The sequence below is a fragment of the Rhodomicrobium vannielii ATCC 17100 genome (genome assembly GCF_000166055.1).
Classification (GTDB): Bacteria; Pseudomonadota; Alphaproteobacteria; order Rhizobiales; family Rhodomicrobiaceae; genus Rhodomicrobium; species Rhodomicrobium vannielii.
The window spans coordinates 3302245-3314363 of the sequence record NC_014664.1 but is presented as its reverse complement, the minus strand read 5'-3'; the positions used below and the strand labels follow the sequence as shown (position 1 = coordinate 3314363).

Annotated in this window: 10 protein-coding genes; 3 read left to right on the top strand and 7 right to left on the bottom strand. The window is 63.9% G+C overall.

Annotated elements, in window-relative coordinates; all coding sequences use genetic code 11:
- The first annotated feature begins 18 nt into the window (after positions 1 to 18).
- Positions 19 to 525: a CYTH domain-containing protein gene (locus RVAN_RS15280; RefSeq protein ID WP_013420614.1), complete on the top strand. Its 507-nt coding sequence runs from the start codon at positions 19 to 21 to the stop codon at positions 523 to 525.
- Between the two features lie 189 nt (positions 526 to 714).
- Complete coding sequence (locus RVAN_RS15275) at positions 715 to 1323, top strand: cysteine hydrolase family protein (protein WP_013420613.1); 609 nt, start codon at positions 715 to 717, stop codon at positions 1321 to 1323.
- A gap of 61 nt (positions 1324 to 1384) precedes the next feature.
- Here the strand turns inward: RVAN_RS15275 and RVAN_RS15270 are convergent, their stop codons facing one another.
- The 4 genes from RVAN_RS15270 to RVAN_RS21045 all read right to left on the bottom strand — a co-directional run bounded on the left by RVAN_RS15270 (position 1385) and on the right by RVAN_RS21045 (position 5782).
- Complete coding sequence (locus RVAN_RS15270) at positions 1385 to 2131, bottom strand: DUF3108 domain-containing protein (RefSeq protein WP_169309565.1); 747 nt, start codon at positions 2129 to 2131, stop codon at positions 1385 to 1387.
- A gap of 571 nt (positions 2132 to 2702) precedes the next feature.
- Complete coding sequence (locus tag RVAN_RS15265; protein ID WP_013420611.1) at positions 2703 to 3314, bottom strand: CAP domain-containing protein; 612 nt, start codon at positions 3312 to 3314, stop codon at positions 2703 to 2705.
- 154 nt (positions 3315 to 3468) lie between these two features.
- Entirely contained in the window at positions 3469 to 3855 is a 387-nt protein-coding gene (locus tag RVAN_RS15260) for a hypothetical protein (protein ID WP_013420610.1), read from the bottom strand.
- A gap of 58 nt (positions 3856 to 3913) precedes the next feature.
- Positions 3914 to 5782 (bottom strand): OmpA family protein, encoded by a 1869-nt coding sequence (locus RVAN_RS21045; RefSeq protein ID WP_169309564.1) that lies wholly within the window; start codon positions 5780 to 5782, stop codon positions 3914 to 3916.
- On the opposite strand from RVAN_RS21045, the gene RVAN_RS20540 reads away from it, so the two are divergent.
- A complete protein-coding gene (locus RVAN_RS20540) occupies positions 5777 to 6280 on the top strand; it encodes a hypothetical protein (protein WP_041787730.1) in 504 nt (167 codons plus the stop codon). The genes RVAN_RS21045 and RVAN_RS20540 overlap by 6 nt on opposite strands.
- A gap of 175 nt (positions 6281 to 6455) precedes the next feature.
- Here RVAN_RS20540 and mdoH read toward each other — a convergent pair whose 3' ends face one another.
- From mdoH to RVAN_RS15235, 3 genes are all read right to left on the bottom strand, one after another.
- On the bottom strand, positions 6456 to 8654 hold the full coding sequence (mdoH, locus tag RVAN_RS15245) for a glucans biosynthesis glucosyltransferase MdoH (protein ID WP_013420608.1): 2199 nt from the start codon (positions 8652 to 8654) through the stop codon (positions 6456 to 6458).
- 8 nt (positions 8655 to 8662) lie between these two features.
- A complete protein-coding gene (locus RVAN_RS15240) occupies positions 8663 to 10222 on the bottom strand; it encodes a glucan biosynthesis protein (RefSeq protein WP_013420607.1) in 1560 nt (519 codons plus the stop codon).
- A 62-nt stretch (positions 10223 to 10284) separates the two neighbouring features.
- Complete coding sequence (locus RVAN_RS15235; protein WP_013420606.1) at positions 10285 to 11826, bottom strand: glucan biosynthesis protein; 1542 nt, start codon at positions 11824 to 11826, stop codon at positions 10285 to 10287.
- Positions 11827 to 12119: the final 293 nt, after the last annotated feature.

Sequence of the window (12119 nt, the reverse complement as noted above, 5' to 3'; positions counted from 1 at the left end):
CTTGCCGGAAGAACTTCGATGCCCTTCGAAATCGAGCGGAAATTTCTCGTGGCGGGCGATGGCTGGCGCGTGGATGCCGACAGCGGGTCGATCATCCGTCAAGCCTATCTCGCCAACACCGGGAAGATGTCGCTTCGCATCCGTACCCGAGATTCCCGGGCGACGCTGACGATGAAGTCAGCTGGCATGGGTATCAGCCGCTTGGAATTCGAATACGACATCCCGCTCGATCACGCGACCGCGCTCATGGAGCTGCGCGAGGGCTCGATCATTGAAAAGCGTCGCCATCTGCTGCCGTGGTACGGCCTGACATGGGAGATCGACGTGTTTCAGGGCGAGAATGACGGTCTCGTGGTGGCCGAAATCGAACTGCCGCACGAGGATCACGGCTTCCCGCTGCCATCCTGGATCGGAGCGGAGATCAGCGGCGACCCGCGCTATTCGAACGCAAGCCTCTGCAAGCGGCCATTCTCGCGTTGGGGAGAGGCTCCGGCAGGCGAGCGCGTTGCCGATCCGGAAATGTGATCGCGCCTGGATCGCCTCCACGTTGAGATCAGTCGAGCGCGGATTATTTGATCCCGTAAGCACTTAAGCGGCGCGATGCTTATGCACCACAATAGAGCGTGCACTTTTGAGCGGTGCGCGACTTGTCCGACTGTCATCTCCCGGTCATTGTCGATGGACAGCATCCGTGAATAACAAGGGAGGATCAGCATGGACCCGAAAACCACAGCGCTCGTGCTCATCGAATACCAGAACGATTTCGTGAAACCGGGCGGCGCAAACCATGAGGGCGTCAAGGGCGTGATGGAGAGCACGAACATGCTCGCCAATACGCTTGCGACCGTTGACGAGGCGCGGGCACGCGGAGCAACCATCATGCACGCCGCGATCAGCTTTGCGGAAGGGTATCCCGAAATTCCGGCGAACCCCTACGGCATCCTCGCGGGGATTGTCGCGGGGCAAGCCTTCCGCAAGGGCACGTGGGGCGCGGAGATCATCGAGGAGCTGACGCCACAGCCGGGCGATATCGTTATCGAGGGCAAGCGCGGGCTCGACTGCTTCGCCAGCACCAACCTCGATTTCGTGTTGCGGCAGCGCGGCGTGACGGACGTGGTGCTCGCGGGCTTCCTCACGAATTGCTGCGTGGAGAGCACCATGCGCTCGGCCTATGAGCGCGGCTTCCGCGTCGTTACGCTCACCGACTGCACGGCGGCGCTGAGCGAGGAAGAGCAGCGCGTCGCGACCACGAAGGACTTCGCGTTGTTCTCGCGGCCGCTGACGCACGATGCGTTTCTCGCGGAACTCGGCGCGGCGGCGTAGTACGCTTCTGGCGCATGCGTTTGCGGCGCGCGCGACGACCGCGGCAAACGTATGCGCCACATTAGGAAGCGGAGATATTCGTCTCCTCGCGGCTGATGGTCATCGTGCCGTTCGAGGTCGGAACCACGAGATATTCCACGAGCCAAAGCGCGGGCTGCGCCACCTTGCTGAAGCCGATCTGCCAGCGGGCATTCTGCGCACCGATGCCGCCACTCGCATCCGGCGTGCTGACGGTCGAATAGGCGTCGCAATCGATAATTTCCGAGCGCGGATCGGTGCCGCCGGGCTTCGGGCTCATCACGATATCGAAGCGCGCGCGCCCGAGAATGATCGGGATCAGGCTCTTGCACGGCTCGGCCGAGGGGGGAGCGGGGTTGAGCGCGGCGAAGACCAGCGCCGACAGTGGGTCGAAAACGCCGCGCAGTCGTGGATTGACGCTGGCGGGCGTGCCGTCGGGTCCGGCGAAATTCACGGAACTCGCCTCGCCGCCCGACGAAACGAACTGGAATCGCATCGGCGTCACATGCGAGCCGTTACGCAAACCCGTCGCCTCGCCGTTGATCCTGGTGTTTGAAAGAACCGGACCGACATCGGCCGAAACCGTGACCTTGTAGTTGGCCGGGCCAAGGGTCGTGCGCACGATCGCGTGGCCGACGCGAACGCCCTCCATATGAACTGTGTAGCGCGATATGAGAAGTTGCGCCTCGGCCGCCCCCGTGCAAAGCGCGAGCGAAACGATAGCGAGGACGAGGGCATAAAGCCCCCCGCCGCCTCTCCGCCTTCCGACCGCCGAAAACCTCACTGTCAACGTCATCCCACGGCATTTAATGCGAGTGGCCTTTCCCGTCGAAGGAAAGACTCAGGATTTTTGTTCGTCTGCTCGTCTCAGGCGTCAATCGCTTTCGATCTCCGCCGAACGAAATCTGAAGGGGCGTATGTGAAACGGTATGGCCAGCCGAAACTTGTGGTCTAATCCCGCCGCCCATCGCCACCTGGGCTTGCGGCGCGAATTTCTGCTCGCCACGAGCCTTTGGACCTCGCCGTTACACATCCGAAGAAGGCGCATCGTGCTCAGTCTGCCACGCGAGGATTGCTCTGGCCTGTGGTTGCAGATTTCAATGTTCGAAATGTGATCGCTCGCCCTCGCCGCAGTATCGCCGACGCTTTCCCGGCAAGATCGTTAACGCGGGCGGGAGCGTGGAGCGAAGAATCGTAAGGGGTGTCGAGAGGGTGCCGAATACGACGTGCGTGAACTCGGCCTCGGACCGAGGGAATTTATGCGCCGATCGGTTGTTGGACCCCGCGCCTGGAGCGTCGGACGGAAGGAAACCGACCGCGACTTCCAAGTGCGCCCGTCGCGACCGAACTGACCCGCTCCGCTACTGCGGGGTCGGCTTCTGCTGGGGTTTCGCCGCCGGCGCTTTCTTCGGCGCGACCTTCTGCGTCACCTTCGTTACGAAAGGCTTCGCCTTGGGCCTCGGCGCGCAATCCGCAGTGCCGAACATCTGCACCATACGGAAAACCACGCGGTCGCCCTGCCGCCATGCCGCGACACCCACGCCGATGTTTTTGCCCTTGCTGAGCAGGTTCGCGTTGTGGCCGGGCGATTTTTTCCAGTCGTCCATCGCCTTTTTTGAAGCCTCGGCTTCGGTCATCGGGTTGGGCCTTCTCCAGCCGCCCCACATGTTCTCCGCAACGAAGCAATAATTATAGCCCGTCGCGCGAACGCGGATGGCGGGCGACCTGCCGTCGGCGGTGTGGCCGACACCTTCCGTCTGCGCGAGATAGCGAGCGTAAGCGGTTGCGGCCGCCTCAAGCTGCGGATGACTGGAAACTGGCGGCAGGCGCTTCGCTGCTCGCCATGCGTTGGTTTCGGCGATCACGGCGCGGCTCACGGCGGCCCTGTCGAGCGGGTAATCCTGCGCGTACGCCGCTGCCATGCCGCTCGCTGTCATCGCCGCGAGAGCGAAGATAAAAAGTCTCGACGACATCGATGTTCGCTCGCTTCCCCGTTATGCGCTGTCCTCAAACGCGCATTATTGGCGCGCGTGCGGACAGGCGGTCCCGCAGCGCCGCTACATCCCTAACGCGAATCGCATTTTGGGTAAACGCAGCAAAGCGAGTCCAGCCGGCGCTCGCCCCGGCCTAAATCACGAACAGAAGCCAGATCGCGCCGAGAAGCAGCACATTCAACTGCTCGGACACGTTCATGGTGCCGAAGCGCTTGCGGCGCTTGCCCACCACCTTGATGACTTCCTTGGTGATGACCTTTGGCGGGGGCGGCGGCGGAAGCGCCGGGTTCGGCGTGCCGCGAAGCCACCGCCAGAACAGGTTCACGGCCCAACGGCCATAGCGCAACAGCGCGAGCGTGCCGCCGGTGAAGCTGCGGTAGCGGACGCTGAGCAGCATCCACGCCACGATGAGAATCCACAGCACCGTCGAGATGAGGTCGCGCAGCACGAACCACACAACCGTCCAGACGACGCTCAGGAAGAAACTCAGGACCGTCCAGATGTACGAAAGGATGTCCATCGCTTCCCCCTGCCGGAAAGCGGACTCCTGCGCCCGCTTTCGTCACGCCCTTTCGCGATCAGGGCCGGTAATCATTCTGCGGCCCTTGCCCGCTATTGCTGTAGCGGCCTTGGTCGCTTTGCAAAAGGGGCGTGAGCCGCCTAATAACGACGCGGCGGTTCCTGATTTCCGGTCCCTGCGTCGGCACGAGGAGGAACTGCTCGCCGTAGCCTTGCGTGACAAGGTTTTCGCGCGGAACCTGATAATACTGCGTCAACACGTCGGCCACGGCCTGCGCGCGCCGATCCGACAGAGACAAATTATCCTCGTCCGTGCCGACCGCGTCGGTGTGGCCCTCGATGAGGAACACTTCGCCCGGATTGTTCTGCACGATGCGGTTGACCGAGTCCGCGATCCCCTGAAGCAGCGGCGCCTGATCGGGCCGCACTTCCCACGAGCCGAATTCGAAGTGGATCGTGTTCAGCCTCACACTGCGCATGCGGTCGCGGAGGTTCGGGCTCGCGAGCACCTCGTCGAGCGAGTAGGCGCGCGGCAGCGGCTCGACCGGTGCAGCGTAAAGCGTGTCATATATGGTTTCTTCCGAAGCCACGCCCGCATCCACGACGTATTCCTCGGGCGGCATCGCGTGGGCTGGCGGCGGCAGCAAGACGATAGCCGCGCCGATGGCCGCAAGGCCGAGGCCCGCCGCAAGCGCACGGTTCTCGAACAGCGTGAAGCGCCGTCCGTCCGGCAGAATGCGCACGCGGCGGATCGGGCGGCCGAACCGATCGACCTCCACTTCCACGCGCGAACCGTCCGGACGATGGAACGTCGCGAACTCGCCGCCTCCGGGGATCGGTCGACGATCCGAACGCCCGCCGAAATGGCCGAAGTTCGCCGTTTCGTCGTGGCGGATGAACGTCTGGTTGTTCAGCCGGAAGATCTTGCGGTTGCCCGGCTCTTCGATGAAGCGAACGCCGTTCGGGTCGAAGCGCTCGTGCCGCTGCGCGTGGATATCGCGGAAGCGGTCGTTCTGGAGGCGCATGCGCTCATCGAGGCCCTCGCGGCTGCGCTCGCGATCGGCCTGCCGACGCTGGTCTTCCTCGATCTTGCGTCCCATTTCGATGCGGCGCGTGTCACGCTCTGCGCGTTCGCGCTGCTCCTGAGGCGAGGCCGGTTGCCCGAACTGCGGGCGTCCACCGAACTGAGGCCCACCCGCGGGAGGCTGTCCGCCTCCCAACTGTGGGGCGCCTGTGCCGAAACCTGCGGGGCCTTTGCCCGCCGGACCCTGACCCGAAACGCCACCGGGCGCGCCCTGAGGCGTACCTTGCCCGAAGCGCCCGCCCTGGGGCTGCGCGTCGCCGGGCATGCCCTGAGGCGTACCTTGTCCGAAGCGCCCACCTTGCGGCTGGCCGGATGGCGCTTCACCTTGCTGCGTTCCGCCGGGGAAGCCGGGACGGATACCGCCCGCGCCGCCGGGTTGCTGAGTGCCCTGACCGCCCGCCGAGCCGAAGCCGGGTGTGCCCTGCTCCTTCGGCTTGCTTGCCGGAGCGCCCTGACCGAAACGCTCGCCGCCCTGAGGCTGACCCGCGCCGCCGGGTTGCTGAGTGCCCTGACTGCCCGACGTGCCGAAGCCAGTCGAACCCTGCTCCTTCGGCTTGCCTGCCGGAGCGCCCTGGCCGAAGCGTCCGCCCTGAGGCTGACCCGCGCCGCCGGGTTGCTGAGAGCCCTGACCGCCCGCCGAGCCGAAGCCGGTCGCGCCCTGCTCCTTCGGCTTGCCTGCCGGAGCGCCCTGGCCGAAGCGTCCGCCCTGAGGCTGACCCGCGCCGCCGGGTTGCTGAGAGCCCTGACCACCCGACGTGCCGAAGCCGGTCGTGCCCTGCTCCTTCGGCTTGCCTGCCGGAGCGCCCTGACCGAAACGCTCGCCCTGAGGCTGACCCGATTGCACCCGTTCCTGCTCCTGAACCTTCCTCTGTTCAGGCTGCGGCTTCACTCGTTCCTGTTCCTGCACCTTGCGCGGCTCAAACTCCTGTCGGCCGCGTTCCTGCGCCTGCCCGCGCTGCTCCGGCTGCTGACCTCCGCGCTGTTGGCCGATTCCCTGGTCCTGGCCGAAACGCGGCTGCTGGCGTTGCTCCGGCTGCGCGCGCTGGAACTGCTCGCCGCCGCGCTGCTGCTGACCGCCACGCGGCTCCTGCGGTTGCTGAGCGCGCTGATCCGGGGCGCCTCGTTCTGGCCGACCGCCGCGCTGCTGATCCTGCTGACCGCCCCGCTGCGGCTGTTCGCCGCCCCGCTCATCGCGCGGCTTTTTTCTCTGCTCGTCGCCCTGCTGTCCCTGCGGCTGGAACTGCGCGAGTTGCACTTGCGCTTCGGCGGTGCCCAAATCTCCGAACGCGATAACGCACGACGTTATACTCGTCAGGAGAAGCGGCATGACCTTTTTCGATGACATGTCGGTTCCCTTTCGTGGAGCCAGCGCGCCGAAGCTCGACGTCCCGGCGCATGTAATACCGAGTTCGCCCAGGCTCGCGCGAGCGAAGGCGACTCAATTTCCAGCGCGCAGCTGGGGATCTGGGGTTGCTGTCTGGAGAGTTCCGAACGCCCGCACCGTCAAATCCGCCACGCTAGGTTGTTTGCTCCAGTGGCTGAGGAGATGATTGAAGCGGTGTTTCTGGCGGAATTTCGGCAGGAATAAAGGCTTCGAGGCGCGCGAGACTTTCGGGGTCGGATAGTAAAGCCGCTTTTTCGCCCGGCTTCAGCAAGTCGAGCAGCTCGGCCAGATTTGCGGAGACGTCGAGTTTTGCCCGCCCGATGGCCAGATTCGGCGAAATTCGCGACTCCAGCGTGATCGGCTGCATTTGAATCAACTCGCGATGAAGGCGACGAAGCTTCGGGCTTTTGACGAGCTGCGTGATGGCCTCATGCTCGGCAGCGGCCTTCTCCACTTCGGCCTGCGCGCAATGAGCTTCGCCCGCAATCGGTGGCGGCGACTTCTCTTCCTCGATCTGAAGCAGTCCGAAGCGACGGAACCCTTCGCCGGCTGAGCGCTGCGCCGACCACCACGAAAGCGGCCCCGCAAAGACGAGCCCGAGCGACGCGGGCAGCATCCAGAGGAACAGGATTTTCGACGAATACCAGGTGCCGATCGCCAGCGCGACGCCGATCATCATGTGCAGGCGATGGAACTGCATGATCTCGCCGAAGGGGAGCGAGCCGTCGTCGCGGCGCTGTGGCTTCCATCCGCTGTCGCGGCCTCGGAACACGTCCACCACGGCCCCCGACTGGAGCAGCATCATGATGTGCGCGAACAGCGACGAGAGGACCGTCTCGATCAGCACGCCGATGAAGAGAATGAACGGCCCGCCGAATCCCTTCCGCTGGCGGCTATCCATCAGGGCCAGCACATAGGCGAAGAGCTTCGGCAGCAGCAGCACACCGAGCGTCAGGATCAGAAGCTGCAACGAGCGCTCGCTGTCCTGTATCGGCCATTTCGGGAAGAGCGAGAAGTCGTCCGTGAAATATTGCGGCAGCGTGTAGATCGATTGCAGCGTCAGCGCGAGCGCGATGATGATGAACAGGAACCACACCAGCGCCGACACATAGGCCATGATGCCCATGGCCATATGCACGCGGCTGACCCAGTGCAGGCCGTCAGCGAACATCACGCGCGAATGCTGGAGATTGCCCTGCGCCCAGCGTCGGTCGCGCATGGCGAAATCGATCAGCGCGGGCGGGATCTCTTCATAGGAGCCCGCGAGGTCCGGCACCATGACGACCCGCCAACCTGCGCGGTTCAGAAGCGCCGCCTCGACAAAATCGTGGCTGAGGATCTGCCCGCCGAAGGGCGGCTTGCCCGGCAGCATCGGCAGTCCGGCGCTCTCGATGAAGGCGCGCGTGCGGATGATCGCGTTGTGCCCCCAGAAGTTCGACGTGCCACGATGCCAGAACGCGAGCCCGGTCGCCAGCATCGGCCCGTAGAGTCGCCCGGCGAACTGTTGCAGGCGCGCGAACAGCGTGTTGCGGCCGATGGAAAGCGGCACCGTCTGCACGAGGCCGAAATCGGGGTTCTTCTCGATGATCGCCGCAAGCTTCGCCACCGACTCGCCCGTCATCAGGCTGTCGGCGTCGAGCACCAGCATGTATTCGTAGTTCGCGCCCCAGCGGCGGCACCAGTCGGCGACGTTGCCCGCCTTCTTGCCGGTATTCTGGGAGCGGCGGCGATAGAAAATACGATGGCCACACGCCTCGCGCTCACGCACGGACTGGAACGCCGCTTCTTCCTGAACCCAGATGTCGGGGTCAGTGGTGTCACTCAGGATGAACAGGTCGAAGCTCTTGCCCTGTCCGAGCTTCGCCACGGAGTTGAGCGTCGCGACGGCCATGCCGAAAATTCGGGCGGGTGCTTCATTATAGGTGCAGACGAGGATCGCCGTCCGTCCGGTCAGCGGCGCCTTCGCGTCGTAGTCCTCGTGGTTGACGAGCGAGCGCCGCATGCCGGTCGCGATGACGAAAAACCCCGCCAGCGCCGTCATGAACGACAGCGACAGCCAGAAGATGTTGATCGAGAACAGCACCATCAGCGCGACGCCCAGGCCGCCGAAGCTGCCCACGCTCAGCACGAGATATAGCTGAACAATCAGATAAACCGTGATCGCGAACGCGCCGCCGAAAATCAGAAAACGGCGCAGCGGCGCCTGCACGTCCATCGGCGGCTTGCGGCGCGTGGCGCGGTCGAAGCTTTCGAGGCTCTGCGGCGCGAACACCGACTGAACGCGCGAGGCCGGTACGGCTGGGGTCTCGGCGGGAGAAAGCGTATCGTGCATGCTTGACCTCAGGCCGTCCACCGGTAGATCCAAACTTCGGAGATCGGTTTACCATCCGAAAGAAGCGCGCATCGAAGATCGGCCTCGTCCGAACCCGCCGCGGGCTCATATTCGAAAGCGACACGATGGCCCCCGGAAACCCGGTTTCGCCGGATAGTAGCGTTCACGATAGTTCCTGCACTCGCGGTTAGTTCCATGACGCGGCTCTTATCGCCGCAAAATTCGTCGGAATCATCGCAGAGGTTGAACTCTTCGGTTCCGGCAAAGTCAATGTTGAACAGCCGCCGGCCAGCATTCTGCAACGATGCGCCCACGAGCGTCTGTGCCACGGTAGCGTAATTGATGCGTAGCGGCGGAGCGTCGCACCATGTCAGGCGATACTTGTACGCGTAACTCACGCCCGCCGCCAGCGGCTCCTTCGGATGCCAGTACGCGACGATGTTATCGAAATATTCGGTCGTCGTCGGCAGTTCCACGAGATCGACAGAGCCTTGGCCGAAGCTTTCGCGAGGCTCGACCCAGAGGCTCGGGCGCTGCTCATAATGCGCCTCGAAATCCTCATAGCGGTCGCCGCGCCGCTCGCGCTGCACAAGGCCGAAGCCGCGAACGGCGTCGTCGACGAATGAGGAAAACTGAACGCGCGGTGAATTGATGAGCGGCCGCCAGATATGCTCGCCCTTGCCGTTCCATATCGCGAGGCCATCCGAGTCGTGGACGCGATTGCGGACTTCGTCGGCGCGGTACGATGTGCTGGGCGCGAAATAGAACATGCTCGTCAGCGGCGCTATTCCGACATGAGCCATGGTCTTGCGAGGAAAGAGCGTGCAATCCACGTCCATCACTGTGTTGGCCCGAGCCGAGATAACAAACTTGTAGGCGCCCGACACACTTGTACTGTCAAGCAGTGCAAAAACCGTGACCGAGGAGGCGCCAGACTCGGGGCGCACGATCCAGAACGAGCGGAAAACCGGAAATTCATCACGCGGCGGTTGCGCCGTGTCGATGGCGAGCCCGCGCGCCGAAAGGCCGTAGCCCTGCCCGGTCGCCTTCGCACGGAAATAGCTCGCGCCCTGGAAGACGGCGAACTCGTCCATCTGATACGCCTTGTCGATAGGCGTATGGATGCGGAAACCCGAGAAGCCGGGTGCGGTGCCCTCCGGCGGCGGCGTCACATTCTGCCCGTAGGTGAACAGGTCCGCGCGATATTTCAATTCGCTCGCCCGGCCGTTCGCCACCGTGAAGATCTGCACGGGCGTCGTGTACAGATAGCCCGCGCTGAAAAACTCCGCCGTGAAGCCGAGATTGTCATTCGCCCAGAGCGCTTCCTCCCGCTTGAAGCGGATGTCGCGATACTGGTCGTAGTTCAGGTCTTTATAGTTTGCCGGAATGGTGTCGGCGGGTGGCGCATAAGGCGACAGCGAGAGCTGGCGGGCACGCTCGACGAGTGTCGCGAAGGAGAACGGCTCGCCGTCGTCGGCGCGCGCCTCTCCGATGACATCCGCATGCCGCGTAAAATAGAGCGCGGCCGCAAAGCCAGCGCCAAGCTTTAGGACATCCCGTCTGTCCATGGTGCACCGCCCTCGCAAACGCCGGAGTAATCAAAAATGCCCGATGAGATTTGGGGAGCGCGTCAACGCGCCCAACGGAAGATCCAGGTTTCCGAAACCGCCTTTCCGTCGACGAGCAGTTGCGCGCGCAGATCCGCCGGATCGCTGCCAGACGGGGCATATTCGAAGCGCAGTCGCTGCATGCCAGTTTCCGGCCCCGCAGCGACGCGCACATTGCGCACCTCACCAGCCGACGCCGTGACCTGAGTGGCGACTGCCGAAGGATTGCAACCGTCGCAACGCTCCGTGTTCGCGAAGTCCACGATGAAAGCGATGTCGCCCGACTTCGTCTCGCCGATGCGCGTCTGCGCCACGCTCGCGCGCCGATTCTCGATGGGCGGCGTCCAGCACCAGTGCATGCGGTAACGGTAGCGGTGGCCGATGCCGGGGCCAAGCCCGTCCTTCGGCCGCCAGAAGCAGACGATGTTCTCGTTGACCTCTTCCGGCGCGGGAAGCTCGATCAGATCGATGGAGCCCTCGCCCCAGTCGCCAACCGGTTCGATCCAGAGCGACGGGCGCTTCTCGAACTGCGCATCGGTGTCCTGATAGGCGGCGAACGAGCGCTCTTTCTGGATGAGGCCGAAACCCCTCGGCCCCTTGTCGACGAAGACCGAAAACTGCAGCCGCTCGGGATTGAGGAGCGGCCGCCAGATCTGCTCGCCCTGGCCGTTGAGGATCGCCAGCGCCTCGGAGTCATGCACGCGCGGGCGGAAGTCGCGCCGCTTCGGCGCGGCGGACGGGCCGAAGAAGAAGCGACTCGCGATGGGCGCGATGCCTGCATAGGCGATGCGGCGACGCGGGTAGATCGTGGCCTCGGTGTCGATGATCGTGTCGAAGCCCGGCGTCACGGTGAATTTGTAGCGCCCGACCGCGCTCACGCTGTCGAACAGCCCATGCACGACGAGCGACTGATCGACCGGGCGCGGCCGCTCGATCCAGAACGAGCGGAACAGCGGGAAGTCTTCGCCGCCTGTCTGCCCGGTGTTGATCGCAAGCGCGCGCGCCGACACGCCGAAGACCTGTCCGCTCGCGATGGCGCGGAAATTTGTCGCGCCGAGGAACCTCAGGAAGTCGCGGAAAACGCCGAGGCGATCGATCTGTGCCTGCGCATGGAAACCGGCGAAGTCGGATTGCGCGGGCGTAGCGGGTGCCTTCGCGGGCGCATTGAACTCGAAGGCATCCGCAGCATACTGAATCTTCGTCGCGCGGCCCGCATCGACCTGAAACAGCTCGACCGGGAACGCGAAGATCGCGCCGGCTGTGTGGTAAGGTTCGAGACGGAAAGGCACGTTATCGTTGCGCCAGATCGCCTGATCGTCCTTGTAGACGATGGCGCGGTTGTGCTGCTCGTAGGTCAGGTTGGCGAGCGCCTCGTCCACCTTCTTTTCCGGGGCCTTGAACGGCTCGTCGGCGCGGCGGCGCGCGAAGGCATCGAGCAACTCTTCCGAAAAGGGATAGGAATCCGGGCTGTCGGGCGAGAGATTGATTTGCGCAAAAGACGGCAGCGGGAACGCAGCCGCGGCGGCTGTGGATGCGGCAAGCTTGAGCCACGTGCGACGGTCCATTCCCCAACTCCCGAAAGTAATCTGCCGTTGCAGCGCGAAAGGATCTCTCGATCAGGTCAGATGCGACCAGACGGCGCCACGACAAGGTGTCCGTTCAAGACCGGATACAAATATTTCTACCCCGCCTAAGCAAGAGACGGTTTGGGGTTTTTTGGGGCGAATTTGAGGCGCTTTCCGGGGTTTCCGGCAGGAAGCGACGGGCAGCGTCCGCAAGCTTCAGAAAAGCGTGAAAGCGCGCTGTTTCAGCCGCTCCGCCCAAGCCTTCCGGCGTCGCGCCCCTTGATCTTGCGTGT

Coding starts and splice junctions, on each gene's coding strand:
- RVAN_RS15280 (WP_013420614.1), top strand. CDS start 19: ATGCCCTTCGAAATCGAGCGGAAATTTCTCGTGGCGGGCGATGGCTGG.
- RVAN_RS15275 (WP_013420613.1), top strand. CDS start 715: ATGGACCCGAAAACCACAGCGCTCGTGCTCATCGAATACCAGAACGAT.
- RVAN_RS15265 (WP_013420611.1), bottom strand. CDS start 3,314: ATGTCGTCGAGACTTTTTATCTTCGCTCTCGCGGCGATGACAGCGAGC.
- RVAN_RS15260 (WP_013420610.1), bottom strand. CDS start 3,855: ATGGACATCCTTTCGTACATCTGGACGGTCCTGAGTTTCTTCCTGAGC.
- mdoH (WP_013420608.1), bottom strand. CDS start 8,654: ATGCACGATACGCTTTCTCCCGCCGAGACCCCAGCCGTACCGGCCTCG.
- RVAN_RS15240 (WP_013420607.1), bottom strand. CDS start 10,222: ATGGACAGACGGGATGTCCTAAAGCTTGGCGCTGGCTTTGCGGCCGCG.
- RVAN_RS15235 (WP_013420606.1), bottom strand. CDS start 11,826: ATGGACCGTCGCACGTGGCTCAAGCTTGCCGCATCCACAGCCGCCGCG.